General features: G+C 55.9%; 22 protein-coding genes. 13 read left to right on the top strand and 9 right to left on the bottom strand.

All coding sequences use genetic code 11. From position 1 onward, the window contains the following. Positions 1-12: 12 nt before the first annotated feature. The 7 genes from ilvL (at position 13) to JEM67_RS26480 (ending at position 7,424) form a co-directional block, all read left to right on the top strand. Complete coding sequence (gene ilvL, locus JEM67_RS26510) at positions 13-111, top strand: ilv operon leader peptide (protein ID WP_013814970.1); 99 nt, start codon at positions 13-15, stop codon at positions 109-111. Positions 112-253: 142 nt separating this feature from the next. Continuing rightward, on the top strand, positions 254-1,900 hold the full coding sequence (ilvG, locus tag JEM67_RS26505; RefSeq protein ID WP_199639519.1) for an acetolactate synthase 2 catalytic subunit: 1,647 nt from the start codon (positions 254-256) through the stop codon (positions 1,898-1,900). Further along, entirely contained in the window at positions 1,897-2,154 is a 258-nt protein-coding gene (gene ilvM, locus JEM67_RS26500; protein WP_004951714.1) for an acetolactate synthase 2 small subunit, read from the top strand. Before ilvG ends, ilvM begins: the two co-directional genes overlap by 4 nt. A 22-nt stretch (positions 2,155-2,176) precedes the next feature. Continuing rightward, the gene (gene ilvE / locus JEM67_RS26495; RefSeq protein WP_013814968.1) at positions 2,177-3,103 is read left to right on the top strand and encodes a branched-chain-amino-acid transaminase; all 927 of its coding nucleotides are present in this window, start codon (positions 2,177-2,179) and stop codon (positions 3,101-3,103) included. A gap of 197 nt (positions 3,104-3,300) precedes the next feature. Further along, positions 3,301-5,151 (top strand): dihydroxy-acid dehydratase, encoded by a 1,851-nt coding sequence (ilvD, locus tag JEM67_RS26490; protein WP_199639520.1) that lies wholly within the window; start codon positions 3,301-3,303, stop codon positions 5,149-5,151. A gap of 5 nt (positions 5,152-5,156) precedes the next feature. Beyond that, a complete protein-coding gene (gene ilvA / locus JEM67_RS26485; protein ID WP_199639522.1) occupies positions 5,157-6,701 on the top strand; it encodes a threonine ammonia-lyase, biosynthetic in 1,545 nt (514 codons plus the stop codon). A 21-nt stretch (positions 6,702-6,722) separates the two neighbouring features. Further along, a complete protein-coding gene (locus JEM67_RS26480) occupies positions 6,723-7,424 on the top strand; it encodes a DUF2461 domain-containing protein (protein WP_199639524.1) in 702 nt (233 codons plus the stop codon). Between the two features lie 125 nt (positions 7,425-7,549). Here JEM67_RS26480 and ilvY read toward each other — a convergent pair whose 3' ends face one another. After that, positions 7,550-8,431, bottom strand: coding sequence for an HTH-type transcriptional activator IlvY (ilvY, locus tag JEM67_RS26475; protein WP_199639526.1), 882 nt, complete (start codon positions 8,429-8,431; stop codon positions 7,550-7,552). Positions 8,432-8,610: 179 nt separating this feature from the next. Here ilvY and ilvC point away from each other — a divergent pair, with 179 nt between their 5' ends. After that, on the top strand, positions 8,611-10,086 hold the full coding sequence (gene ilvC / locus JEM67_RS26470; RefSeq protein WP_199639528.1) for a ketol-acid reductoisomerase: 1,476 nt from the start codon (positions 8,611-8,613) through the stop codon (positions 10,084-10,086). A 197-nt stretch (positions 10,087-10,283) separates the two neighbouring features. On the opposite strand, the gene JEM67_RS26465 is transcribed toward ilvC, so the two are convergent. Both JEM67_RS26465 and JEM67_RS26460 read right to left on the bottom strand, forming a co-directional pair. Continuing rightward, on the bottom strand, positions 10,284-11,216 hold the full coding sequence (locus JEM67_RS26465; RefSeq protein ID WP_199639530.1) for a sugar kinase: 933 nt from the start codon (positions 11,214-11,216) through the stop codon (positions 10,284-10,286). A gap of 165 nt (positions 11,217-11,381) precedes the next feature. Beyond that, the gene (locus JEM67_RS26460) at positions 11,382-11,585 is read right to left on the bottom strand and encodes a 2-hydroxymuconate tautomerase family protein (protein ID WP_004951695.1); all 204 of its coding nucleotides are present in this window, start codon (positions 11,583-11,585) and stop codon (positions 11,382-11,384) included. A gap of 142 nt (positions 11,586-11,727) precedes the next feature. Here JEM67_RS26460 and pdeH point away from each other — a divergent pair, with 142 nt between their 5' ends. Beyond that, positions 11,728-12,513: a cyclic-guanylate-specific phosphodiesterase gene (gene pdeH / locus JEM67_RS26455; protein ID WP_199639532.1), complete on the top strand. Its 786-nt coding sequence runs from the start codon at positions 11,728-11,730 to the stop codon at positions 12,511-12,513. A gap of 102 nt (positions 12,514-12,615) precedes the next feature. After that, positions 12,616-14,649: an AsmA family protein gene (locus tag JEM67_RS26450; RefSeq protein WP_199639534.1), complete on the top strand. Its 2,034-nt coding sequence runs from the start codon at positions 12,616-12,618 to the stop codon at positions 14,647-14,649. Positions 14,650-14,677: 28 nt separating this feature from the next. Here the strand turns inward: JEM67_RS26450 and JEM67_RS26445 are convergent, their stop codons facing one another. The 3 genes from JEM67_RS26445 to yhjD all read right to left on the bottom strand — a co-directional run bounded on the left by JEM67_RS26445 (position 14,678) and on the right by yhjD (position 18,208). Further along, positions 14,678-15,436, bottom strand: a complete 759-nt coding sequence (locus JEM67_RS26445; RefSeq protein WP_370576196.1) for a CDP-diacylglycerol diphosphatase — start codon at positions 15,434-15,436, stop codon at positions 14,678-14,680. A gap of 102 nt (positions 15,437-15,538) precedes the next feature. Further along, complete coding sequence (locus tag JEM67_RS26440) at positions 15,539-16,861, bottom strand: MFS transporter (protein ID WP_013814960.1); 1,323 nt, start codon at positions 16,859-16,861, stop codon at positions 15,539-15,541. Positions 16,862-17,188: 327 nt separating this feature from the next. Next, complete coding sequence (gene yhjD / locus JEM67_RS26435) at positions 17,189-18,208, bottom strand: inner membrane protein YhjD (RefSeq protein ID WP_199639537.1); 1,020 nt, start codon at positions 18,206-18,208, stop codon at positions 17,189-17,191. 339 nt (positions 18,209-18,547) lie between these two features. Between yhjD and JEM67_RS26430 the strand changes: the two genes are divergently transcribed. Then, on the top strand, positions 18,548-19,414 hold the full coding sequence (locus JEM67_RS26430) for a crotonase/enoyl-CoA hydratase family protein (protein WP_006328758.1): 867 nt from the start codon (positions 18,548-18,550) through the stop codon (positions 19,412-19,414). Between the two features lie 16 nt (positions 19,415-19,430). On the opposite strand, the gene pdeR is transcribed toward JEM67_RS26430, so the two are convergent. After that, on the bottom strand, positions 19,431-21,425 hold the full coding sequence (gene pdeR, locus JEM67_RS26425) for a cyclic di-GMP phosphodiesterase (protein ID WP_199639539.1): 1,995 nt from the start codon (positions 21,423-21,425) through the stop codon (positions 19,431-19,433). A 556-nt stretch (positions 21,426-21,981) separates the two neighbouring features. Between pdeR and spy the strand changes: the two genes are divergently transcribed. Then, positions 21,982-22,476: an ATP-independent periplasmic protein-refolding chaperone Spy gene (gene spy / locus JEM67_RS26420; protein ID WP_013814956.1), complete on the top strand. Its 495-nt coding sequence runs from the start codon at positions 21,982-21,984 to the stop codon at positions 22,474-22,476. 128 nt (positions 22,477-22,604) lie between these two features. Here spy and JEM67_RS26415 read toward each other — a convergent pair whose 3' ends face one another. Together JEM67_RS26415 and JEM67_RS26410 are read right to left on the bottom strand one after the other, a co-directional pair. Then, positions 22,605-23,438: a phosphoenolpyruvate hydrolase family protein gene (locus JEM67_RS26415; RefSeq protein WP_199639541.1), complete on the bottom strand. Its 834-nt coding sequence runs from the start codon at positions 23,436-23,438 to the stop codon at positions 22,605-22,607. Between the two features lie 12 nt (positions 23,439-23,450). Then, the gene (locus tag JEM67_RS26410) at positions 23,451-24,668 is read right to left on the bottom strand and encodes a Tm-1-like ATP-binding domain-containing protein (RefSeq protein WP_199639543.1); all 1,218 of its coding nucleotides are present in this window, start codon (positions 24,666-24,668) and stop codon (positions 23,451-23,453) included. Positions 24,669-24,985: 317 nt separating this feature from the next. Between JEM67_RS26410 and JEM67_RS26405 the strand changes: the two genes are divergently transcribed. Then, positions 24,986-25,621, top strand: a complete 636-nt coding sequence (locus JEM67_RS26405) for a TetR/AcrR family transcriptional regulator (RefSeq protein WP_199639545.1) — start codon at positions 24,986-24,988, stop codon at positions 25,619-25,621. Positions 25,622-25,957: the final 336 nt, after the last annotated feature.

Here is a 25,957-nt window from a genome sequence, read left to right as displayed (position 1 = left end):
AACAAACCTATTATGAAAGCCTTTGCCCAAGTGATTAGCCTAGTCGTGATTAGCGTGGTGGTGATTATTATCCCACCGTGCGGGGCTGCACTTGGACGAAGAAAGGCTTAGAAAACAAGCCGGAATCGCAAGAGAACCCCCGCACCGTAAGGTCCGGGGGTTTTTTATTGGCATAAGAAAAGTGAAGCAAGGATAAGAGAATGAATAACAGAACAAAATCCTGTGGTTGTCGAAGTAAGGCGAGGAAATAACCATGAACGGGGCTCAGTGGGTAGTACAAGCGTTGCGTGCGCAGGGTGTTGATACGGTATTCGGCTATCCGGGCGGCGCAATCATGCCGGTTTACGATGCACTGTATGACGGCGGGGTGGAACACCTGCTGTGCCGCCACGAACAAGGCGCCGCAATGGCCGCCATCGGCTATGCCCGTTCAACCGGCAAAGTCGGCGTTTGTATCGCTACCTCCGGCCCTGGTGCCACCAATCTGATCACCGGCCTGGCCGATGCGCTGCTGGACTCTGTGCCGGTCGTGGCTATCACCGGTCAGGTAGGTTCTGCGCTGATCGGCACCGATGCCTTTCAGGAGATCGATGTTCTCGGTCTGTCTCTGGCCTGCACCAAACACAGCTTCCTGGTGGAATCACTGGACGCGCTGCCGGGCATCATGGCGGAAGCCTTCGCCATCGCCGGCAGTGGTCGCCCAGGCCCAGTGCTGATCGATATCCCGAAAGACATCCAGCTGGCGCAGGGTGATCTGCACCCGCACCTGATGCCGGTAGTGGAAGAACTGAACTACCCGGCGGCAGAGCTGGTGCAAGCCGCGGAGTTGCTGGCGCAGGCGCACAAACCGATGCTGTACGTTGGCGGTGGGGTTGGCATGGCGCAGGCGGTGCCAGCGTTGCGCGAGTTTATCGCCGTGACCCAGATGCCAAGCGTCGCCACGTTGAAAGGGCTGGGCGCGCCAGACGCGGAACATGCCTATTATCTCGGCATGCTGGGCATGCACGGTACCAAGGCCGCCAACCTGGCGGTGCAGGAATGCGATTTGCTGATCGCCGTCGGCGCGCGTTTTGACGATCGCGTGACCGGCAAACTGAACGCGTTCGCTCCGCACGCCAAGGTGATCCACATGGATATCGACCCGGCGGAGATGAGCAAGCTGCGTCAGGCGCACGTGGCATTGCAGGGCGATTTGAAAGCTTTGCTGCCGGCACTGCAGCAGCCGTTGAATATCAGCACCTGGCAGCAGCGGGTCGCTGAGCTGAAAGAAACCCATACCTGGCGTTACGATCACCCAGGCCAGCCGATCTACGCGCCGCTGCTGTTGAAACAGTTATCCGAGCGCAAACCGGCCAATACTGTGGTTACCACCGACGTGGGCCAGCACCAGATGTGGACCGCGCAGCACATGACCTTTGAACGCCCGGAAAACTTCATCACGTCCAGCGGCCTGGGCACCATGGGGTTCGGTGTGCCGGCCGCAGTGGGGGCCCAAATGGCGCGGCCGCAGGATACGGTGATCTGCGTGTCGGGCGACGGTTCCTTCATGATGAACGTGCAAGAGCTGGGTACCATAAAACGAAAACAGCTGCCGCTGAAAATCGTTTTACTGGATAACCAGCGTTTAGGGATGGTTCGACAGTGGCAGCAGCTGTTTTTTGACGGTCGTTACAGTGAAACCAACCTGTCCGATAACCCCGATTTCCTGATGTTGGCCAATGCCTTCGGTATTCCCGGCCAGCGCATTACCCGCAAAGACCAAGTGGCAGACGCTCTCGACGCCTTACTCAACAGCGAAGGGCCTTATCTGCTGCATGTGTCCATTGATGAACTCGAAAACGTCTGGCCGCTGGTGCCGCCGGGCGCCGGCAACGAAACCATGTTGGAGAAAATGTCATGATGCAGCATCAACTCTCGATCCAGGCACGTTTTCGTCCTGAAATGTTAGAGCGCGTATTGCGCGTCGTGCGTCATCGCGGCTTTCAGGTTTGTGCTATGAATATGGTTTCAGCGGTGAATACCGACAACATCAATATTGAATTGACCGTTGCCAGCCAGCGCCCGGTGGATCTACTGTCATCACAGTTAAGCAAACTGATGGACGTCTCCTGCGTTGAGATCCAGCAACCAACATCACAACAAATACGCGCCTAAGGCGCGAGAAGGATAAAGAATAATGACGAAGAAAGCCGATTACATTTGGTTCAATGGTGAGATGGTTCCCTGGGCTGACGCCAAAGTGCACGTGATGTCGCATGCGTTGCACTACGGCACTTCGGTGTTTGAAGGAGTCCGTTGCTACGACTCCCATAAAGGCCCGGTGGTATTCCGCCACCGCGAACATATGCAGCGTCTGCACGACTCGGCAAAAATCTATCGCATGCCGGTATCGCACAGCGTCGATGAGCTGATGGAAGCCTGCCGTGCCACGCTGCGTAAAAACAATTTGGTCAGTGCTTATATTCGTCCGCTGGTGTTTGTTGGCGATGTCGGCATGGGGGTTAACCCGCCAGCCGGTTACAATACCGACGTGATTATCGCGGCGTTTCCTTGGGGCGCGTATCTGGGTGAAGAAGCGCTGGAGCAAGGCATCGATGCGATGGTTTCTTCCTGGCAGCGCGTAGCGCCCAACACCATTCCTACCGCGGCCAAGGCCGGCGGTAACTACCTTTCCTCCCTGCTGGTGGGCAGCGAAGCGCGCCGCCACGGTTATCAGGAAGGGATTGCGCTTGACGTGCACGGTTATATTTCCGAAGGGGCGGGCGAGAACCTGTTCGAAGTGAAAGACGGCGTGCTGTTTACCCCGCCGTTCACCTCTTCCGCGCTGCCGGGCATCACCCGTGACGCCATTATCAAACTGGCGAAAGACATGGGCTTCGAAGTGCGTGAGCAGGTATTGTCGCGCGAGTCGTTGTACCTGGCCGACGAAGTGTTCATGTCCGGCACCGCAGCGGAAATCACCCCGGTGCGCAGCGTTGACGGCATCCAGGTCGGTATCGGCAAATGCGGCCCGGTGACCAAACAGATCCAACAGGCGTTCTTTGGCCTGTTTACCGGCAAGACCGAAGACAAGTACGGTTGGCTGGATCCGGTAAATCCATAATTTACCCGTCGCCTTTCAACCTGCAGCGTTGTTAGCTGCACTCGTTCACCCCAGTTACTTACTAAAGTAAGCGCCTGGGGATGAGTGAGCTGGCCGCCTAGCTGCAGATTGAAATTCATAGGGTAAATCGACAGACAGATAAGAATATCCAGGCGGTTCGTTCGCCGCCTGTAATAAATACATTTGGAGTGAAGAGCATGCCTAAGTACCGTTCCGCCACCACCACCCACGGCCGCAACATGGCGGGTGCCCGCGCATTATGGCGCGCGACCGGAATGACCGACGACGATTTCGGCAAGCCGATTATTGCGGTGGTCAACTCATTTACCCAGTTCGTGCCGGGCCACGTGCACTTGCGCGATTTGGGCAAACTGGTTGCAGAGCAGATCGAAGCCTCCGGCGGCGTCGCCAAAGAGTTCAACACCATTGCGGTGGATGACGGTATCGCCATGGGTCACGGCGGCATGCTCTATTCCCTGCCGTCGCGCGAACTGATCGCCGATTCGGTTGAATACATGGTGAATGCCCACTGCGCCGATGCGATGGTGTGTATCTCCAACTGCGACAAAATCACCCCAGGGATGCTGATGGCGTCACTGCGCCTGAACATTCCGGTGATTTTCGTTTCAGGTGGCCCAATGGAAGCCGGCAAGACCAAGCTGTCCGACAAGATCATCAAACTGGATCTGATCGATGCGATGATTCAGGGCGCCAACCCGAACGTCAGCGACGCCGACAGCGCGCAAATCGAACGTTCCGCCTGCCCGACCTGCGGCTCCTGCTCAGGCATGTTCACCGCCAACTCGATGAACTGCCTGACCGAAGCGCTGGGCCTTTCCCAGCCGGGTAACGGCTCGCTGCTGGCGACCCACGCGGACCGCAAGGATTTGTTCCTCAACGCCGGCAAGCGCATCGTTGCGCTGACCAAGCGTTACTATGAGCAGGACGACGAAAGCGCGCTGCCGCGCAGCATCGCCAACAAGGCGGCATTCGAAAACGCCATGACGCTGGATATCGCCATGGGCGGTTCGACCAACACCGTACTTCACCTGCTGGCTGCGGCGCAGGAAGGCGAGATTGACTTCACCATGGAAGATATCGATCGCCTGTCGCGCAAGGTGCCGCACCTGTGCAAAGTGGCGCCAAGCACCCAGAAATACCATATGGAAGACGTGCACCGCGCCGGCGGCGTACTGGCTATCCTCGGCGAGTTGGACCGTGCGGGGCTGATGAACCGCGACGTCGATAACATCCTGGGCCTGAAGCTGCCGGAAACGCTGGAACAGTACGACATCATGCTGACCAAAGATGAAGCCGTGAAGAAAATGTTCCGCGCCGGCCCGGCGGGTATCCGCACCACTCAGGCGTTCTCGCAGGATTGCCGCTGGGATACGCTGGACGACGATCGCGCAGAGGGTTGTATCCGCTCGCTGGAAAATGCGTTCAGCCTGGAAGGCGGATTGGCCGTGCTGTACGGCAACATGGCGCTGGACGGCAGCATCGTTAAAACTGCCGGCGTCGACAAAGATAACCTGACCTTCCGTGGCCCGGCGAAAGTCTACGAAAGCCAGGATACGGCGGTGGAAGCGATTCTCGGCGGGAAAGTGGTTGCCGGCGACGTGGTGGTCATCCGTTACGAAGGGCCAAAAGGCGGGCCGGGCATGCAGGAAATGCTGTACCCGACGACCTACCTGAAATCCATGGGGCTGGGCAAAGCCTGTGCGCTGATCACCGATGGGCGCTTCTCCGGCGGCACCTCGGGCCTGTCTATCGGCCACGTTTCTCCGGAAGCGGGCAGCGGTGGCCTGATTGCGCTGATCGAAGATGGCGACATGATCGACATCGACATTCCAAAACGCAGCATGGTGCTGGACGTTGCAGACAGCGAACTGGCGGCACGCCGCGAGGTTGAGCTGGCGCGTGGCGATCGTGCCTGGACACCGAAAAATCGTGAGCGTCAGGTTTCTTACGCCCTGCGCGCCTACGCCACGCTGGCGACCAGTGCCGACAAAGGCGCAGTGCGCGACAAGAGCAAGCTGGGAGGCTAAGCATCATGGCGGAATCACAACCCCTATCCGACGCCCCCGGCGGCGCGGAGTATCTGCGAGCGGTGCTCCGCTCGCCGGTTTACGAGGTGGCTCAGGTCACCCCGTTACAGGCCATGAGCAAAATCTCTTCGCGACTGGGTAATACCATTCTGGTGAAACGTGAAGATCGTCAGCCGGTGCACAGCTTCAAGCTGCGCGGGGCCTATGCGATGATCGCCAGCCTGAACGAAGAACAAAAGGCGCGCGGCGTGGTGACGGCTTCCGCCGGTAACCATGCGCAGGGCGTAGCCTACTCCGGCAAACGGCTGGGGATCAAAACGCTGATCGTGATGCCGGTATCCACCGCAGACATCAAAGTGGATGCGGTGCGCGGTTTCGGTGGCGAGGTGTTGTTGCACGGTGCCAACTTTGATGAAGCCAAAGCGCGGGCGATTGAGTTGTCGCAGAAACAGGGCATGACCTTCGTACCGCCGTTCGATCATCCCACGGTGATTGCCGGGCAGGGCACGTTGGCGATGGAACTGCTGCAGCAGGATGCGCATCTTGACCGGGTGTTCGTGCCGGTTGGCGGTGGCGGTCTGGCGGCCGGCGTGGCGGTGCTGATTAAGCAACTGATGCCGCAAATCAAAGTGATCGGCGTGGAGGCGGAAGATTCCGCCTGCCTGCGGGCGGCGCTGGATGCCGGGCACCCGGTGGATCTGGCGCGCGTCGGGTTGTTCGCCGAGGGTGTGGCGGTGAAGCGCATCGGCGATGAAACCTTCCGCCTGTGCCGGGAATACCTGGACGATGTGATCACCGTCGACAGCGACGCTATCTGCGCGGCGGTAAAGGATTTGTTCGAAGACGTGCGTGCCATTGCCGAGCCTTCCGGCGCGCTGGCGCTGGCCGGGCTGAAAAAGTACGTGCAGCAGCACAATATTCAGGGAGAGCGCCTGGCGCACGTGCTGTCTGGCGCTAACCTGAACTTCCATGGATTACGTTACGTATCCGAACGCTGCGAATTGGGTGAACAGCGTGAAGCCCTGCTGGCGGTGACGATTCCAGAGCAGAAAGGCAGCTTCCTGAAGTTTTGCCAACTGCTGGGCGGCCGCTCGGTGACCGAATTCAACTACCGCTATGCCGATGCGGATAACGCCTGCATTTTCGTCGGTGTTCGTCTGACGCGCGGTCATGTGGAGCGGCTGGAGATCATCGACGAGCTGAACGCCGACGGTTATCAGGTGGTAGACCTGTCCGATGACGAAATGGCCAAGCTGCACGTGCGCTACATGGTGGGTGGGCGTCCTTCGAAGCCGCTACGCGAACGTCTGTACAGCTTTGAATTCCCGGAGTCGCCGGGCGCGCTGCTGAAGTTCCTGCAGACCTTGGGTACCCACTGGAATATTTCGCTGTTCCATTATCGCAGCCACGGCACCGATTTTGGCCGCGTGCTGGCGGGCTTCGAGCTGTCGCAGACCGAGCCCGAGTTTGAGCAACACCTGCAGGCGCTGGGCTACGATTGCCACGATGAAACCGATAACCCGGCGTTCCGCTTTTTCTTGCAGGGCTAAGGGAATCGACAAGGACGGCGTATGACAGACAGTTTTACCGGTTTCAGCCAACAGGGGCTGAATTTTCTCCAACAGGTGCGTATCGAAAACGACAAAGACTGGTTTGAAGCCAATCGTAACGTTTACGAGCGGGAGTTGCTGACGCCGTTCCGTACGCTGGTGGCCGAGCTTAGCCCGGCCATGCTGGCAATCGATCCGCAGTTTGAAACCCGGCCGGCGATCGGTAAAACGCTGTCGCGGCTCCACCGCGATACGCGTTTCTCTCATGACAAATCGCGCTATCGCAGCCGCATGTGGCTGACGTTTAAACGGCCGAGTAAAGACTGGAAGGACGCGCCGGTGTATTTCTTCGAGTTGGGGCCGGACATGTTGCGCTATGGGCTGGGCTATTACAGCGCCAACAAGCCGACGATGGACCTGTTCCGCCATACGCTGCTGCGCCGGCCGCAGCCGTTTTTAGAGGTAGCGGCCTGCTGTCGGCCACCGTTCGAGCTGGTGGGGGAAAGCTACAAACGCCCGCTGGTTAAAGAGCAGGCGGCGGAGATCGCCACTTGGTACAACCGCAAATCTTTCGCGGTGATGGTCAGTGACAGCCAGGTAGAAAAGCTGTTCAGCGCCGGCCTGGTGCAGACGCTGACACAGGGTTTCCAACAGCTTGAGCCGCTGTATCACTGGCTGATGCAGGTGGAGACGATGAAGCAAATCGATCCGGCTGATTTATGAATATCCGCCGTCTTTCAAGCCGCAGCGTTGTTGGCTGTAACTTGAAATCCATAGGGTATTTCTATCTTAATATTTCAAATGTTCATGTTTGAATGCAGTGATTTCGTTTTAAAGATTTCGACCGTTCATAGCAGGCGCCAAAAAGCCTCGATCAACGGATCGCTGAGGCGCTTTTTCTGCACGCAAACGCCCAGTTCAAAGGGTTCGACCATCGAAATATTTTCCAGCTGCGAGATGCGGTTACGTACCGGCTCCGGGCTGTTGTCTACCACCACGCCGGGGATCAGCGCAATGCCGCAACCCAGCGCTACCATCGAAACGATGGCCTCGTGGCCGCCGACGGTGGCGTAAATCAGCGGATTGGCGATGCGTTGGCGGCGGAACCACAGTTCGATGCGTTTTCGCGACGGGCCGTGCTCCGGCAGGATAAACGGAATGGTGGCCCAGTCGGGTTTCGCGACAAACGCCTGGCTGCGTACCGCGCAGGGGAGCGCAGGGGCAATCAGCACCAGCGGAATTTCGCCGATTTTGGTGAACGCCACGCTGGTGGGCAGGGTTTCTGGCCGGCCGGCAATGCCGAGGTCAGCCTCGTTGGACTGCACCTTGTCGACCGCGTCGGCAGCGTCACCGGTGGTCAGTTTGATTTCCACCAGCGGATGCTGCGCCCGGAACCTGTCGAGGATCGGCGGCAGATGGCTGTAGGCGGCGGTAACCGAGCAAAACAGCCGCAATTCGCCGCTCAGCGAAGGGCCGTGCTGGCCCAGTGAATGTTTCAACTGCTGGTATTGCAACAGGGTATGCTGGGCAAAGTCTTTCAACTGTTCGCCGGCATCGGTGAGCTGCACGGTGCGGTTATCACGCAAAAACAGCGGTTGCCCGAGGATCTCCTCCAGCCGTTGGATCTGGCGGGATAGCGTCGACGGGCTGACGTGCATCGCTTTGGCGGTGCGGCCAAAATGCTGGCTTTCCGCCAGATGGAGGAACAGTTTTAAATCACGTAGATCCATATCGGTACGCTCGCAGCAAGAGTGTTGCATAAATTGCAATATCACATTCGTAATATATCAATTTAAGCAACGCGTTTCCTGTTATACATTGAGTTTAACGAATCTCCGCACAGACAGGGCGGGGAATGAAAATAACATCGATAAGCTAAATCGACACAACATCTAACTGGAGTACCACCATGGCTAACTATTTCAACACATTGAACCTGCGTCAGCAGTTGGCGCAATTGGGTAAGTGTCGTTTCATGGCACGCGACGAATTTGCGGATGAAGCCGGCTACCTGAAAGGCAAAAAAGTGGTGATCGTCGGCTGTGGCGCACAGGGCCTGAACCAGGGGCTGAACATGCGTGACTCGGGCCTGGACGTTACCTATGCCCTGCGCAAAGAAGCCATCGACGAGAAACGTCCTTCATGGCGTAAAGCGACCGAGAACGGTTTCAAAGTGGGCACCTACGAAGATCTGATCCCGCAGGCGGACCTGGTGGTTAACCTGACGCCGGACAAACAGCACACCTCAGTGGTTCGCGCAGTACAGCCGCTGATGAAAGACGGCGCGGCGCTGGGCTACTCCCATGGCTTCAATATCGTTGAAGTGGGCGAGCAGGTCCGTAAAGACATCACCGTAGTGATGGTGGCGCCGAAATGCCCGGGCACCGAAGTGCGCGAAGAATACAAACGCGGTTTCGGCGTGCCGACCCTGATTGCGGTTCACCCGGAAAACGATCCGAAAGGCGAAGGCATGGCGATCGCCAAGGCCTGGGCAGCAGCGACTGGCGGCCACCGTGCCGGCGTGCTGGAGTCCTCCTTCGTTGCCGAAGTGAAATCCGACCTGATGGGTGAGCAAACCATTCTGTGCGGCATGTTGCAGGCGGGTTCGCTGCTGTGCTTCGACAAACTGGTTGCTGAAGGCACCGAGCCGGCGTATGCAGAGAAACTGATTCAGTTCGGCTGGGAAACCATCACCGAAGCGCTGAAGCAGGGTGGCATCACCCTGATGATGGATCGCCTGTCCAACCCGGCCAAGCTGCGCGCTTATGCGCTGTCCGAGCAACTGAAAGAGATCATGGCGCCGCTGTTCCAGAAACACATGGACGACATCATCTCCGGCGCTTTCTCCAGCGGCATGATGGCCGACTGGGCAGAAGACGACGTAAAACTGCTGAACTGGCGTGAAGAGACCGGCAAATCGGCATTCGAGAATGCGCCGCAGTTCGAAGGCAAAATCAGCGAGCAGGAATACTTTGATAACGGCGTGCTGATGGTAGCGATGGTGAAAGCAGGCGTTGAGCTGGCGTTCGAAACCATGGTTGACGCAGGCATCATCGAAGAGTCCGCTTACTATGAATCACTGCACGAGCTGCCGCTGATCGCCAACACCATCGCGCGTAAGCGTCTGTATGAAATGAACGTGGTTATCTCTGATACCGCCGAATACGGCAACTACCTGTTCGCTAACGCCGCAGTGCCGTTGCTGAAAGAGTTTATGACAACTCTGCAGGCAGGCGATTTGGGTAAATCCGTGGCCGGTACTTCTGTAGACAACGCGCAACTGCGTGACGTGAACGAAGCGGTGCGCAATCACCCAATCGAATCCGTTGGCCGCAAACTGCGTGGTTATATGACGGATATGAAACGTATCGCGGTGGCGGGCTAAATACCCGTCGTCTTTCAAGCTGTAGCGTTGTTACCTGCACTGTCACACCCCAGTCACTGACTAAAGTAAGTGACTGGGGATGAGATAGCTTGGCGCTTGGCTACAACTTGAAATCCATAGAGTATTAAGAGTGGTTTTCGAATCCAATAAAAAGGCCAGCATCGTTGCTGGCCTTTCGCATTTTTGGCGATCAGGCATTATTGCGGCATTGCCTCACGCGGGATGATAGCTCCACGATACTGAATCACCGTGCCGGCAGTCAGGTGGCCGCGTTGTGCTGCCTGCACGGCATCACCGCCGGTTAAACGTACCGCCAGGTAACCGGCACTGAAGGAATCCCCTGCGGCGGTGGTATCCACCACCTTCTCTTTCGGCAACGGCACCGCCGGTATCTCAAGCTCGGTGCCTTCAGCGCTGAATACCAGGCAGGCATCTGCGCCACGTTTGATCACAATCTCCGTCACGCCCAATGCCTGCGTACGGCGGACCACCTGTTCCACCGGCTGGTTGCCCCACAGCAGGTCTTCATCGTCCAGCGTCAGGAAGGCGATGTCGGTACAGGCCAGCACATCGCGATAAACCTGTTGGGTTTCCTCACGGTTCTGCCACAGGCGCGGCCGATAGTTATTGTCGAAAATCACTTTCCCGCCGTTGGCGCGGCACTGGCGCAGCAACGCCAGCAATCGGGTGCGGCTGGCTGGGTTGAGAATGGCCACGCTGATACCGCTGAGGTACAGATAATCGAAGTGGGCCAGATGCTCGCACAGGTTCTCCGCTTGCGGCCCTTCCAGCCAGTAGCGTGCGGCGGCGTCGTTGCGCCAGTAATAGAAGGTGCGCTCGCCGGTGTCATCGGTTTCGATCACATACAACCCCGGCAGCTTGTTTTCCAGCCGCTGGATCAGATCGGTTTTAACCTTTTCTTGTTGCCAGGCCAGCAGCATTTCCTGGCTGAAGCTGTCGGTGCCGAGGGCGGTGACGTAATGCACCTGCAGCGCGGTTTCCGGTACCTGGCGGGCGATATAGACGGCGTTGTTTAAGGTATCGCCGCCAAATCCGCGGCTGAGCTCCGCGCCTTTTTGCGACAGTTCAATCATGCATTCGCCGATCACGGCAAGATTCTGGGTGGTCATAGTCAACGGCCCTGGCTGAAAGAAGAAAACGAAGGAATGCGCAATGCCTTCAGTCTCAACGCAAGGGCGGGGAGGAGTCAATGAAAATAAAACAACGTTTTAATTAATTTATGATCGCTATCGGGAAATAGAAAAGTTTCCCGATGCGAACCGAGCCGCCGGCCGTTATTTAGCGGCTGCGCGCAGGTCGGTGACGCTGTGGCCGCCGATGCCCCAATTGTCGGTTTCTACTTCATCAATGACCACCACGGTGGTCGCCGGGTTTTTCCCCAGCGTATCCACCAACAGTTGCGTCACGCCGGCGATCAGCTGTTTCTTTTGCTCCGGCGTCGCGCCTTCGCGGGTAATTTTGATATTTACGTAGGGCATGTCTTTTCCTCTGTTATTGATCTGTTATCAATGTAAAAGGCTTTCGCTATCGCTTAAAGCTTTATCGCATCTTGCCGATAAACTAAGAGCAGCACTACCGCAGCCTGAGCGTTTTCATTCTCCTTCGATGGCGATAGTACCCATGACAACCAAGACGAACTCTGGTCTGCTGGCGCCATTCCTTGCCGTCTGCATGCGCGTAAAAACGCAACGTTACTGGCGACAATGTCAGCGTTTGTACACCTTTCAGCCTATCTACCGCACCTCCGGCGCTTTGCTGGCGATAGAGTTGTTAACGGTGGTGTATCACCCCAGCGCGCCGGATAAGCCGCAGTCGCCGGAGCGCTATTTCGCCGCCCTCGACGTTCGCTCGCGCCTGCGGATCATTCAGGAACAGCTTAGCGTCCTGCAGCATTGGCAGCCGCTGCTTATCCGCCATGCGTTGATGGTGTCGGTCAATATCGACGGTATTGCGCTGCAGGCGTTGCAGCGACATGCTGCGTTGCAAAGGCAGATTACCGCGATGCCCTATCTGCGCTTTGAGCTGGTGGAGCACGCCGGGATGGCGCTGAGCTGTCCGTTGCAGCAAATTACGGGCGCGGAGCGGTTGTGGCTGGATGATTTCGGCAGCGGCTTGGCGAACTTCTGTGCCATCAGCAGCTGGCGCTACCAATACATTAAAGTGTCACGTGAGTTATTCACCCTGCTGAAGCAGACGGAAGACGGCATCGAGTTGCTTTTCACCCTGATCAAAATATTGAACCAGCTCAGCGAGGGGGTGATCGTCGAAGGGGTGGAAACCGAGCAGGAATGGTTGCTGGTGCAGCGTTCCGGCGCATTCGCTGCGCAAGGCTACTATCTTTCCCGCCCGGCCCGTTTTGAAGCGCTGCAAACCCTGCCCACGCGGTTTTCCTCGCCGACAGTCTGACTCTCTGCCCGCCTGACGCGTGAACTCTTGCCTATCCTCGGCTAGGCTTGGTAAACCTGCTTATCAATTTTACTGGCAGATTGCCGTGTTCAGGGAGCCGATATGACAAGAACGGGAAAAGCTTTCAGCTGGGTTGGCGGCATCGTGCTGCTGGTGATTGCCGCGCTGGTGATCTTTGTGATGACCTTCGACTGGAACCGCCTTAAACCGACCATCAATGACAAGGTGTCTGCCGAGTTGCAGCGGCCGTTCGCGATCCGCGGCGAGCTGGGCGTGGACTGGGCGCGTGAGAAAGATGAGGGTGGCTGGCGTGCCTGGGTGCCGTGGCCACACATTCATGCCGAAGACATTGTGCTGGGCAATCCCAAAAATATTCCCGGCGACAGCATGGTCCAACTGCAACACGTCGATGCCAGCATCGCGCCGCTGGCGCTGCTCGGCAAAGAGGTGTTGATTCCGCGTATCTGGCTGAAACAGCCGAACGCCACCTTGCAGCGGCTGGCGAACGGCGACAATAACTGGACTTTCAACCTGGCCGGCGATCCCAAACAACCGACGTCCGACTGGTCGGTGAATATTCATGACGTCGTCTTCGATCGCGGTCAGATAGATTTTAAAGACGCCACGCTGAAGGCAGATTTCCGTGCGTTGATCGACCCGCTTGGCAAGCCGCTGCCGTTCAGCGAGGTCACCGGCAAAAAAGACGCCGGCAATGCGATCACCCCCGACTATGTTTTTGGCTGGAAGGTGAAGGGCAAATACAACGGCGAGCCGCTGTCGGGCAGCGGCAAGATGGGCGGCATGCTGTCGCTGCAGAATGCCGAGGTGCCTTTCCCGCTGCAGGCCGACGTGCGCTCCGGCGCTACCCGGGTGGTGGTAGTCGGTACGCTGTCCGATCCGATGAACCTCGGCGGGTTGGATCTGCGGGTGAAATTATCCGGTGATAGCCTGGGCAATCTGTATGGCCTGACCGGCGTGCTGCTGCCGAAAACCCCGCCGTACTCTACCGATGGGCACCTGATCGCCTGGCTGCACGAGAAAGGCGGCGCGGTGTTCCAGTACCAGAAGTTCGACGGAAAAATCGGTGACAGCGATATCCACGGCAGTTTGAAATATGTCGCCAGTAAACCGCGACCTAAACTGAGCGGTGAAGTGCTGTCGAAACAGCTGCGCCTGGCCGATTTGGCGCCGCTGATTGGTGCGGATTCCAATACGGAAAAAGCCGGCCGTGGGGAGAAGAGCCGTCAGCCTGCCGACAAGGTGTTACCGGTTGAGAAATTTGACACCAAAAGCTGGAACGTGATGGACGCGGACGTTAAATTTACCGCGAAACGCATTGAACGCGGCAATTCGCTGCCGCTGAGCGATCTCTCTACCCATTTACAGCTGGATAACGGCGTGATCCTGATGGACCCGCTGCGATTCGGCGTGGCCGGCGGTAATCTCAACGCCACCCTTCGTCTGGACGGCGGTAAAAATCCGATGCAGGGCCGGGTGGATATGCACGCGCGTAAATTCCAGCTTCAGCAGCTGTTGCCTAACGTGGCGTCGATGAAACGCAGCCTGGGGCAGATGAACGGGGATGCCAAATTGACCGGTAGCGGTAATTCGGTGGCCGATCTGTTGGCAACCAGCAGCGGTGAACTGCGCATGGTGGTTAACAATGGCGTGATCAGCCGTGGTCTGATGGAGATCCTCGGTCTGAATGTGGGCAACTATCTGGTGGCGAAGCTGTTTGGTGACGACGTCGTGGGCATCAACTGTGCGGCGGCAGATGTCGGTATTCGCAATGGCGTCGCCGCGCCCCGGCTGTTCGTGTTTGACACCGAGAACGCCATTATCAATATCAGCGGCAACACCAATTTGGCTACCGAGCGGCTGGATCTGTCCATCGATCCGGAAAGTAAGGGCATGCGCGTGCTGACGCTGCGTTCACCCTTGTATGTGAAAGGGACCTTCAAGAACCCGGATGCCGGCGTTAAAGCCGGCCCGCTGATTGCGCGCGGTGCGGCTGCGGTGGCGCTGGGTGTGGTGCTGACACCGGCAGCAGCCTTGCTGGCGTTGGTTTCCCCGAGCGAAGGCGGCGATGAAAACCAATGCGGGCAAATCCTGCAAAAGATGAAGCAAAAGAAATGATCCGTATGGCCCGTCAAGCGGGCCATCTTTAATTCAACACCCGGCAGTCGTGATCCTGAATCTCTTCCGCCGAGGCCAGAGTAAAGGGCAGCAGGCTGCGTTCGGTGGCCAGCAGCAGGAAGTCGCCACCTGGGAGTGCGGTCATCGCCAGGCCAAAGCTTCCCATACGGCCATTAGCACGTGGGATGCCCTCGGCCAGCAAGCGGAAAGCCCCCTGTCTGGCCAGTTCGTCAGGCGCGACCCGGCGCACCAGATAATCATGGCCCAGCAGGCCTCCGGGCAGCGGTTGCCATTGCTCGGTGTAATCCGTCGCAAACTGCGCCAACTGCGTTTTTACCGCCGGCAGCAGGCAGGAAATATGAATGTGCAGCTGATTCTGGCTGCGGCCATACTCTGAATTAATCGCCAGCGAAATATCAGCGTCATCAATATCTTTGCCATACTTATCCGCCATAAAGTGGCGCGCCGCCCAGGCTTGCGCAAAGAAGTTCGGGGTGGTGGCTTCCAGCACCGTCGGGCTTTCAATACCGGTAATTCTAGCGCTTGGCATCAGCAGATACTGCAACGGCCCGTTGCGATCCTTAAACACGACAAAACCGGCCTGTGTGTCAACCTGTGCGCAGGGCGCCGGGTTATTGTGCGCCTGCTGGTTGGGCAAGCACTGTTGGCTGACGATGCGCCAAAGCGCGTCCGGGTGGGATGATTTCAGCCCGAACCAGGCACCCAATGCAAGGGCGGCAATGATCAGGGGAACAAGGTACCAATACAGCCTGCGGCGCAGAGACATCATCGATTTCCGTTCAACGGGAGGAGCGCACAGCATAGTCTGAATTTATGACAGGAGACAAAGCGGGAAGTGCGGCCCCGTGGGGGGGCCGCAACACAAGGGTTACAGCGACAGATCCCGGGTCTCTTTCATCAGCAGCAAGGCGATCAGCGTGAGGCTGGCCATCGCTGCCAGGTACAGACCGACGTAGAACAGACCGTAGTGGGTTGCCAGCCAGGTGGCGATATAAGGCGCCACGGCGGCCCCGAGGATTGACGCCACGTTGTAGGAGAACGACGCGCCGGTATAACGCACTTCGGTCGGGAACAGCTCCGGCAGCAGCGCCCCCATCGGGCCGAAGGTCAGGCCCATGATGCTCAGACCGCACAGCAGGAAGCCCATCACCAGCACCTGATTACCGGAGCCCAACAGGCTCGGGAACAGGAAGGCGAAAGCGATCATCAGCAGGGTAATGGCGATCATGGTCTTGCGGCGGCCAAAGGCATCCGCCAGCAGGCCGGCAATCGGCACCATCACGCCAAAACCGATCACCGCCAGCATCAGCATCCACAGGAAGGTATTGCGTGAGTAGCCTAACCCCAGCGGCTGCGCCGTGGTGCCGTAGGTCATCGAATAAACCGTCATCAGGTAGAACAGGGTATAGGTCGCCAGCATGATGAAGGTTCCGAGGATGGTTGCCTTCCAATGCTTGCTCAGCAGGGTGCCGAGCGGGATTTTTACCTGTTTGCCGGCTTTCGCCACCTTGGCGAACACCGGGGTTTCATGCAGCGATACGCGGACATACAGGCCGATCAGCACCAGTGCTGCGGACAGGATAAACGGCACGCGCCAGCCCCATTCCATAAACTGCTGGTCTGTCAGCAGCCAGGAGAGCAGCAGGAAGGTCCCGTTGGCGAAGAAGAAGCCGATAGGCGCGCCCAATTGTGGGAACGAGCCGTACAGCGCGCGCTTTTTAGCAGGGGCATTCTCGGTAGCCAGCAAAGCCGCGCCGCCCCATTCACCGCCCAGACCAAGCCCCTGGCCAAAACGCGCCAGTGCCAGCAGGATCGGCGCAAAGATGCCAATGGTTTCGTAGCTCGGCAGCAGGCCGATCAGCACGGTAGAAATTCCCATGGTGAGCAGCGAGGCGACCAGCGTCACCTTGCGGCCCACGCGATCGCCGAAGTGACCGAACAGCGCCGAACCAATCGGGCGTGCAATAAAGGCGACGGCGAAGGTAGCCAATGATTGCAACGTGGCAGTCGTCGGGTCGCCCTGCGGGAAGAAGATATGCGGGAATACGATCACCGCGGCGGTGGCGTAGATATAGAAATCGAAAAACTCGATGGCGGTACCGACCAGCGAGGCGACAATCACTTTTCCGCGAGAGTTTACCGGTGTTGACGCTTCGTCGGCGTTCAGAGTTGGTGCGATGGATGCTTGCATAGTGTTTCTTATTTTTTGAATTTGTAAAAATCCATCTTAGTCATAGCAAAATGCCTTTTCAATGATGAAACTTTGTACAATGCCGTCATTAACCGGTTAAAAAGCTTAATGTTTCAACGCTGCATTTCCCCGTAGGTTTTAACGTTGCAAAATTAATAATATACAGATTTAATCGCTGTAAAAATCGTAAAGAAAAGTTAGTCGGTAGTTTGTTATGCTGGTTTTGAGACAGAGGAAGGTTTGATCTTGGTGGTATGTGCTAGGGTTTTGGCTTTATTGCCGAATAAAACACCGGCCATCGAATGATGACCGGTATGATTGCATTGCTCAGGGGGCTGGTTGTTCGGAGGTCGGCAGGGTTTTATCTTCTTTATACTGCGCGGTAGCGATCCAGGCGGCGCAAAACAGCGTCAGGCGGGCAAAGAAATAGAAGAACGCCATCAGCCCAATCACCGAGCCAAAGGCGGCGCCGGAAGGGGATTTGGCCACCTGCGGCAGCGTCATGGTCATCACAAACTTAATCACTTCGAAGCCGATGGCGGCGAGCAGCGTCCCGCGCAGCAACGCTTTTTTCTTTGGCTTATGGCGTGGCAGCATCCAGAAGATCCACAGGAACAGCAGGTAGTTGGCGAGAATGGAGATCGACAACGCAATCAGCGTCATCGCCGGGCGCAGCCATTCTATGCCTTCCAGACCCAATGCGTTGACGATTGCCGCCTGCGCCGAACCGGCGATGGAGGTCAACGTCAGGGTAATAATCAGCGCCACCACCAGGCCGGTTAGCGAGATAAAGTCGCGGGTATATTTGAAATAGAGCTTTTCCTGATCCTGTGGATTACGTTCCCACACGTCACGCGACTGCGCCCGGATCGCCTCACGCAGATTGCCCATCCAACTGATCCCCGAATACAGCGCCAGCGCCAGGCCTGTCAGCCCCACCGTAGTGCGCTGCTGAATGGCGGTATTAACGGTATTTTTCAGCGTGCTGGCCAGCGTAGGATCGCTGATGCTGCCGACAATTTTATTGATCAACCCGGCCAGCAGGTCAGGATTGGACGCCAGCACAAAGCCGACGGCGGCGAACGACACCATCAGAATCGGAATCAGCGAGAGAAACGAAAAATAGGTGATGGCGGCACCAAACTGGCTACCCAAGCGATCGTTAAAGCGCTCGGTGGCGCGCAGCAGATGAGCGATGCTAGGCCAGGCTTGGATGCGCTCAACCAGCCGTGAAAAGCCGGAAATGTGCCGGTCAATTTTCCCGTGGCCGGTTTTTATACCGATCAGGGGTTTTTGCGGCGTTTCATTGTGGGGCTGACGGGGTTCTTTATCTGATCCTGTAGGCATTACGTCACGATTTCCTTAACGATAAATAGGCTGTCTCAGTCTTGATTATAGCTAAAATGCTCGCCGATTGGCCGTTGGGAGCGGCAACCGGGCAATTTGTGAGCTTATCGCGTTGCCTGCCGGGTGAAATCTTATTGCTTGCCGATAGGTAAAATTCTTATATCAATCGCACTGCCAACGCGGCTTTTTTCATTCGTCGGCCGCCAATTTTTATCTATTTCATCACCAAGAAAGCGTTTACTCATGAGGTGGCGCTGCGGTGGTTCAACCGCAGCGTTGCTGCAGCCGTAGGGGCTGGAACGGTTTCACCTGTTATCAATAGATAAAATGGAAGGTCATATGAAATTACTTAATCATCCCACCTGTCGTCCGTTTACCGAAGCGGGCACTTTGACACAGATTTCCGCCTACTATGAGGAAGAGCGGCACATCATGTGGATGCTGCTGCGCGCCGAGCCGCGGCCTTGCTTCAATCAGGCGCTGATCGAGGACATCATGACGCTGGCGCAGGCGGCGAAAGAGTCGTCGCTGCAGTTTGATTTTTGGGTGACCGGTTCACTGGTGCCGAACATGTTCAACGTCGGCGGCGATCTGCAATTTTTTGCCGAAGCAATTAAAAACCGCAAACGTGAAGCGATGATGGCTTATGCGCGCGCCTGCATTGACTGTGTGCACGCGGCGGCGCGCGGGTTCGATACCGGAGCGGTTAGTATAGCGATGGTAGAGGGCAGCGCGCTGGGCGGAGGGTTTGAAGCGGCGCTGGCGCACCATTTCGTTCTGGCGCAGAACAATGCGCGGATGGGCTTCCCGGAAATTGCCTTCAATCTGTTCCCCGGCATGGGCGGTTATTCGCTGGTGGCGCGCAAAGCGGGCATGCGTTTGGCTGAGGAGCTTATCTGGAGCGGCGAGTCGCACACCGCCGAATGGTTTGAAAGCCGTGGCTTGGTCGATCAACTTTTCCAGCCCGGTGACGCCTATATAGCCACTCGAACCTTTATCGATACCATCCGGCCCAAGCTGAACGGCATGCGCGCCATGTTGCGTGCCCGCCAGAGGGTCTTGCAGCTTACGCGCTCCGAGTTGATGGACATCACCGAAGATTGGGTGCATTCGGCTTTCACTATCGAGGAAAAAGACCGCGCCTATATTGAACGTTTGGTTATGCTGCAGGATCGTCATACGCTGAACCTGCGCCGTGCCGGCTAATGCAAACCTGCCCGCATTACGCCGAGGGCGGTGACGGGCAATAAGACCGCAGCCAATGTTCCAGCTGTTCCGGGAGCATTGGCCGCGCAAACAGGAACCCCTGTTTCTCGTCCACGCCAACCTCATCAAGGAACCTGTTCTCGCTTTCTGTCTCAACGCCTTCGGCGATCACCCGGAATTTCAGCGCCTCGGCCGCCGCGACGATGGCGCGCACCAGCGATTGTGAAACCGGATTGAAATTCACGCCGCGCACAAAGCTTTTATCCAACTTAATGGCGTCCAGCGGGATACGCGCCAGCTGCGCCAGCGAGGAGTAACCGGTGCCAAAATCGTCAAGATGAACTTGCGCGCCCAGTTCACGCAGCCGGGTGATGACCGCGCGTGCGCGTCTCTCATCCTCAATCAGGCTGCTTTCCGTCAATTCGAAGTCCAGCAGGCACGGCGTCAACTGGTTGTGCTGCAATACGTCGATAAGATCTTCCACGATGGAATCATCGACCAGCTGCCGTGCGGAAAGATTTACGGCGACCCGCAGCGCCAGCCCTTGCTGTTTCCACTGGGCGGCCTGTTTGGCCGCAGTCTGCAGCACCCATCGACCGAGCGGGCCGATCAGCCCGGATTCTTCAGCGTAAGAGATAAACTGTAACGGCGGGATCAGACCGCGTTCGGGCGAGTCCCAACGCACCAGGGCTTCCACGCTGTGCACCATGCCGCTGAGCGCATCGATTTTCGGTTGGTAATAAACCACCAGTTGATTCTGTTCCAGACCCTTGCGCAGGTTGGTGTCCAGCCACATATATTCAGCGACGCGTTTGTTCATTTCCGGCGAGAATACGGTAAAGGTACGTTTGCCGCGCTCTTTGGCGACGTACATGGCGGTGTCGGCGCTGCGGATCAGGCCGTCGAGATCGTCACCGTGTTCCGGGCACAGCGCGATGCCAATCGAACAACCGGTATAGACTTCGATAAGGCCGATGCGGAAGGGCGTTTTCAACCGGTCGATAATACGCTGGGCCAGCTGTTGCAGCACCTCGCGGTCGGCCTGTTGGGCCAGCACCAGGAATTCATCGCCCCCAAGACGGGCCAGAACCTGATCGGGCTCCAGGCAGCCGAGCACCGCCAGCGATACCTCAACCAGCAAGCGGTCGCCGAACATATGCCCGTAGGCGTCGTTCACCTTTTTGAAATTATCGAGATCGAGGTACACCAGCCCAACGTTGCTGTCACCGCGTGTCGCGATCGCCTGGGTGATTTTGTCCTGAATGGCGTTGCGGTTGGGCAGGCCGGTGATGATATCGGTATTGGCCAGCACCCGCAGGCGTTCCTGGGCGCGGCGTTCTTCAGTGATGTCCGTACCGGAGCAAATCAGGAAGACTTCGTTTTTCCCGCTACCGCTGTGGACGAATTTATTGCGGAACAAAAACAGCCGCTCGCCTTTTACCGTTTTGACCCAACGTTCCACCTCGTAGGACGAACCATTACGGAAAAAACCGGCGATATTTCGCCGCGAGGCCGCCGCTTCTTCCGGGCTCATAAACAGCTGAAAGACGTTCTTGCCAATGACATCATGTTCATGCAGACCGGTGTATTCTTCGCTCAGACGGTTGAAACGTTGAATGCGGCCATGCTGATCGACAATCACAATCACCGAATTGGCTTCCGATACCACCTGCTCTGCAAAGGAAAGCCCGTGTACCAGGTCACGGGCGACCGACTTGGTGTCGCTGAAAGCGGAGGCGGTGCCGGCCCATTCCAGTTTGTTGATCCGGCGGCCCACCAGATGCAAATGTATCGGCTCGCCGACCAGCGAAATAGAGATATCCAGACTGGCGGTAATGCCGCTCAGACGCCGTATTTTTGCCGCCTGTATGGCGCTGAGCGCCACGGCCATATGGGCTTTGCCTTTGACAGCTGACAGCTCCAGGGCATTGCTGTCGAATGCCAGTCGCCAGTAGGGGCTGCTGGTGCCAAAGTGGGCGTTCAGGAGTATAGGACCTTGGTCTGTGAACATGATGATTCCTCAAAAGGGCACAACAGCCAGGTTTCCGCAATGAGCGTAGCCGCAGTTTTCAGGCTCGGTAGCGGCCGCAGTGCACGTATCTCCATCATATAACACGTTTTTCACGGGCGGACATGGGTGATGAAACTATTATATAAGCAATAATTAGTTTTGCTGTGTAAATGTCCCGCTGTTGCCGGTTGTTTTGAGTGTAAGAGAAAAATCTTCAATCAAGGGAAGTTCGTACGATTTCTGCGCATTGGATGCCGCCATATTGTTGAAGGGCGGTTGTACTGGATCAGGCTAAATTATAATAAAGGCGGCGGGTGGCAGGAATAACTCCATTGGGGTGAATTTTAATTTTCTCAGGCAATCAAAATTTCCGGGCCCTAGACACTATCTCCATAATTTACTCAAAGTTGTCGAATAAACCTGTTTTGGGTTTTAAAAAATTTACACAGCATCGCATTACTCTATGTTTAACGGCCTACTATTATCCCCGACGAACGAAAGAAGAGCCTGTTCACGTACAGCGCTCCTGATGAAGAATAATTTTAAGGAAATGATTATGCGTAAACTGACCGCTTTATTTGTAGCTTCTACTCTGGCGCTGGGCTCTGCTTCCATGGCCTTCGCTGCGGACACCACGGCGGCGCCAGCGACTGCGGATGCCGCGCCGATGAAAATGATGCACCATAAAGGCGAAGGTAAAGGCGGGCCGTTTGCCGGCTTGAACCTGACTGAACAGCAGCGCCAGCAAATGCGCGACATCATGAAAGAATCACACCAGAATCGCGGTGCGGGCGTAAAAGAGGAGCGTCAGGCGTTGCACAACCTGGTGGCTAGCGACAGCTTCGATGAAGCAAAAGCGAAATCCCAAATTGATACCATCAGCAAAGCGCAGTCCGAACATATGCTGGAACGCGCCAAAGCGGAAAATAAAATGTATAACCTGCTGACCCCTGAGCAGAAAAAACAATACAATGAGAATTATCAGAAACGCGAACAGAAAATGATGGACCACATGAATAAAATGAAATCGAAAATGACGACCGAGCAGTAATAGCGTCATGGGATAAATAAAAAGGGCCAGATTATTCATCTGGCCCTTTTGCTTATCTCACTTCAACTTACCTTCCCGTTAAACAACGGGTTTCCCTTGGTATTGCGTGCGAGTGAGTGAGCTTCCTGTCAATCCCGGTTAATTTTTTTAAATTGACGAGTGGTTTCGGTTAACGCTAGTTCAGTAGGCAAACGCTCCATGGAGCTGGCACCGTAGAAGCCATCCACCAAAGGACAGTGCCGCATGATATATGAGGCGTCTTCAGGCGTAGCTATTGGACCTCCGTGACAAAGGACGATCACGTCTTCGCGGATCCGTTTGGCAGCCTGGGCCCAATCGTTAATCAGCGGGACGCAATCGGCCAGGGTCAGAGCCGTTTCTGCGCCAATACTGCCGCCGGTAGTCAGCCCCATGTGCGGCACTATGATATCGGCACCTGCCTCAGTCATCGCTACCGCATCTTGTGCATTGAAAACATAAGGTGTGGTCAGCAGATCTTTTTCATGCGCCAGACGAATCATGTCCACCTCCAGCGCATATCCCATGCCGGTTTCCTCCAGATTGGCGCGGAAATTGCCGTCAATAAGACCCACCGTTGGAAAGTTCTGCACCCCGGCGAAGCCCGTGTTCTTAATCTCATCAAGAAACTTGTCAAAATGGCAGAAAGGATCCGTACCATTAACCCCAGCTAAAACAGGGGTTTGTTTGACCACTGGCAAGACTTCTTTGGCCATGTCCATGACGATTTCGTTTGCGTTGCCATAGGCCAGCAGACCTGCCAGGGAGCCTCGACCCGCCATGCGATAGCGGCCCGAGTTATAAATGACAATCAGATCTATACCGCCGGCCTCTTCGCATTTGGCTGAGAGCCCGGTGCCGGCACCTCCGCCAATGATAGGTTCACGGCGGGCAATCATTTCCCTGAACTTAGTAAGTAGCTCCTGTCGGGTATGTTTGGCCATTTTTAACTCCAATCAATAAGTACGAGATATCTCCCTAAACTGTTGCACGGCGATGTCGGCAAAGCGGGGATCGTTGATGTTATAAGGGGTTCTGATCAGACGGTGTTTTTTCGTGGGTCGCCATGTCATTTCCAGCGCATTGACGAAGGCTGCCAAAGCCTCGGGATCCCAGAATGCTTGCCCAGGGGCATCGAGAGCGGAAACGCCACCTTCAGGGATGAGAAAGCGAATCTCCCCGGTGCACGTATTCAGCTTTTCACCAATCCAACGACCCATTTGAGTATTTTCTTCAGGCGTAGTCCGCATCAGAGTCACTTGGGCATTATGGTTATAGAACTGACGCTCAGCATAACGAGCGGGGATGGTGTCTGGGTGGCCAAAGTTAATCATATCGAGGGCACCGCAAGACATGACACAAGGAATGCCAGTATGGGCTATCGCATTGAAGCGATCTTCGTTACAGGCTAGCACGCCACCAAACAGGTAGTCGCAGACTTCAGTAGTAGTTAAATCGAGTACGCCATTTAACAGGTGGCTATCAACCAGCTTTTCCATTGCCCTGCCGCCGCTGCCGGTTGCATGGAATACCAGACAATCCCATTCCTTTTCAATTGCGGCTGTCACCTCCTGAATGCAAGGAGTAGTGACACCAAACATGGTGAGCCCAACGGCAGGTTTACTGTCGGTATCTGCCGGAGTGGCAAAGCGAACGGCACCGGCGATTTGATGGGCGGCATTTCCTAAAACGATACGGGAAATGCGGTTGAGACCGGCAACGTCGGTAACCGAGTACAGCATGCCAATATCACTTGCACCAACATAGCCGGAGGTATCCCCGGATGCCATGGTCGAAACCATTAGCTTTGGCAGGCCAATGGGTAATTGCTGCATGGTGGGTGTAATCAATGCAGTACCGCCGGAACCGCCGAGGCCAAGTAAGGCCGCAACATCCTGACGCGAAAGCATAAACCGTTCAAAAGCGATGGACATGGCGGCAATCGCTTTACCGCGATCCCCGCAGAATACCGCGTTTTCGCCTTCTGGGTGGTAGCTGGCGACGGTGGCGGCAGAAATATCTGCAGGGTAGCGGGCCGGAACATGATGGGTGGATAAATCAATGGTTAGCGTGGGTAACCCGATATCGGCGATAAGGCTGCGGACATAGGCCAATTCTTGTCCTTTCGTATCCGCCGTTGTCGCGATATAGATCGTCGCCTGATTATTGTTCATTAGCCTGTTCCTGAATGATAGGTTCGGATGGCCGCCACGCTATATTAATTATAATTTAATAAGTTAACTAAATTGAATCCCTAGTGTTGACTAATGTTACTGAGCGTAGTCGGTGAATTCATCATCATAATGAGACGGCTGTATCATTTGTGCAAGAGGTTTGCGCACAAAAATGAGATTGACGTCTCATATGATGTAAGAACGGAAAAATTAACGCCTTTTCCTACGTGGCGTAGCGCTAGCCAAGTTTGTTACAGTGGTATTTATTCGCCTGAGCTATTGTTCTGGCAAGCGTTATCTTGGTGAAAGAGGTCGCCGTGCCATTAAATGTATCCCCAAATCTGACCCATACTCGCGCAAGAACCCGCAAGCTGTTACTTGACAGTGCGATGGTGTTGTTTGACGGTGGGACTTTTCCCTCAATTACCGAACTGGCCCTGCATGCGCAGGTTTCGCGTGCTACGGCTTATCGCTATTTTCCTACGCAGAGTGCGTTAGTCGCTGCCGTGGTTGCGGAGAGTTTGGGGCCTATTCTAGAGTGGCAACCAACGGACGATGACGCTGGGGTGCGCATTCAACAGTTGCTGAGCTTTGCGTATCCACAAATGGAGCAACATGAGGGCGCTTTGCGTGCCGCATTGCAACTTTCGCTCCAGCAATGGGCCGAGGCGCGTTCCAGTACCATTAAGCCGATAGAAAAGCTGGTGCGCGGCAACCGCAAACGCCTGCTGAAGCTGGCGGTAGAACCGCTACAGGATAAACTGCCGCCAGAGGCATTACAGAGGGTGATTCATTCTTTTTCACTGATTTATGGTTCGGAAGTTTTTCTGGTACTGAAAGATATTTGGGGTTTGGATCTCGGCGGCATTCAGGATGTGACGCAGTGGATGGCGAAGGCCATTATTCGACAGGCCGAAGAAGATGCGATGAACAGCAGAAAACCGTTAGCATGATAATCCAATTTTCAACGTTCTTCTCCGTCAAAACCAGCACATTTCACTGAGTAAATATTGGCAATTCTTATAATTTAAAGTGATAAGAAGAGGCAGGTAAGCTTTTTTAATAGGCCTAAGGGGAAATAGCTCTTGGCCTTTTTATTTTTATATTATCCATATTTATCATTGAATTATATTTTTATCCGTTGCAATTAAAACGCTCTCTCCGGCCATTTCTGGTCATTTGAAATCCTTATGCATCCCCTCTCTTTGACATAACGGTTATCGACCTCAGCCAGGCGATTGCGCTATTGACCCATTAGGCGTGCTTGAGATTGTTGTGCTTTATTTATT

This window comes from Serratia sp. PAMC26656 (assembly GCF_016469055.2).
GTDB lineage: Bacteria > Pseudomonadota > Gammaproteobacteria > Enterobacterales > Enterobacteriaceae > Serratia > Serratia plymuthica.
Note: the sequence above shows the minus strand (reverse complement) of the source record. Positions and strands in the feature narration are given on the sequence as shown.

Excerpts from the sequence above, each read along its gene's own strand:
- ilvM (WP_004951714.1), top strand. The coding sequence starts at position 1,897 with ATGATGCAGCATCAACTCTCGATCCAGGCACGTTTTCGTCCTGAAATG.
- ilvL (WP_013814970.1), top strand. The coding sequence starts at position 13 with ATGAAAGCCTTTGCCCAAGTGATTAGCCTAGTCGTGATTAGCGTGGTG.
- JEM67_RS26465 (WP_199639530.1), bottom strand. The coding sequence starts at position 11,216 with ATGACCACCCAGAATCTTGCCGTGATCGGCGAATGCATGATTGAACTG.
- ilvG (WP_199639519.1), top strand. The coding sequence starts at position 254 with ATGAACGGGGCTCAGTGGGTAGTACAAGCGTTGCGTGCGCAGGGTGTT.
- JEM67_RS26430 (WP_006328758.1), top strand. The coding sequence starts at position 18,548 with ATGAAATTACTTAATCATCCCACCTGTCGTCCGTTTACCGAAGCGGGC.
- yhjD (WP_199639537.1), bottom strand. The coding sequence starts at position 18,208 with ATGCCTACAGGATCAGATAAAGAACCCCGTCAGCCCCACAATGAAACG.
- ilvD (WP_199639520.1), top strand. The coding sequence starts at position 3,301 with ATGCCTAAGTACCGTTCCGCCACCACCACCCACGGCCGCAACATGGCG.
- ilvA (WP_199639522.1), top strand. The coding sequence starts at position 5,157 with ATGGCGGAATCACAACCCCTATCCGACGCCCCCGGCGGCGCGGAGTAT.
- ilvE (WP_013814968.1), top strand. The coding sequence starts at position 2,177 with ATGACGAAGAAAGCCGATTACATTTGGTTCAATGGTGAGATGGTTCCC.
- ilvY (WP_199639526.1), bottom strand. The coding sequence starts at position 8,431 with ATGGATCTACGTGATTTAAAACTGTTCCTCCATCTGGCGGAAAGCCAG.
- pdeH (WP_199639532.1), top strand. The coding sequence starts at position 11,728 with ATGACAACCAAGACGAACTCTGGTCTGCTGGCGCCATTCCTTGCCGTC.
- ilvC (WP_199639528.1), top strand. The coding sequence starts at position 8,611 with ATGGCTAACTATTTCAACACATTGAACCTGCGTCAGCAGTTGGCGCAA.
- pdeR (WP_199639539.1), bottom strand. The coding sequence starts at position 21,425 with ATGTTCACAGACCAAGGTCCTATACTCCTGAACGCCCACTTTGGCACC.
- spy (WP_013814956.1), top strand. The coding sequence starts at position 21,982 with ATGCGTAAACTGACCGCTTTATTTGTAGCTTCTACTCTGGCGCTGGGC.
- JEM67_RS26460 (WP_004951695.1), bottom strand. The coding sequence starts at position 11,585 with ATGCCCTACGTAAATATCAAAATTACCCGCGAAGGCGCGACGCCGGAG.
- JEM67_RS26445 (WP_370576196.1), bottom strand. The coding sequence starts at position 15,436 with ATGTCTCTGCGCCGCAGGCTGTATTGGTACCTTGTTCCCCTGATCATT.
- JEM67_RS26415 (WP_199639541.1), bottom strand. The coding sequence starts at position 23,438 with ATGGCCAAACATACCCGACAGGAGCTACTTACTAAGTTCAGGGAAATG.
- JEM67_RS26440 (WP_013814960.1), bottom strand. The coding sequence starts at position 16,861 with ATGCAAGCATCCATCGCACCAACTCTGAACGCCGACGAAGCGTCAACA.
- JEM67_RS26410 (WP_199639543.1), bottom strand. The coding sequence starts at position 24,668 with ATGAACAATAATCAGGCGACGATCTATATCGCGACAACGGCGGATACG.
- JEM67_RS26480 (WP_199639524.1), top strand. The coding sequence starts at position 6,723 with ATGACAGACAGTTTTACCGGTTTCAGCCAACAGGGGCTGAATTTTCTC.
- JEM67_RS26450 (WP_199639534.1), top strand. The coding sequence starts at position 12,616 with ATGACAAGAACGGGAAAAGCTTTCAGCTGGGTTGGCGGCATCGTGCTG.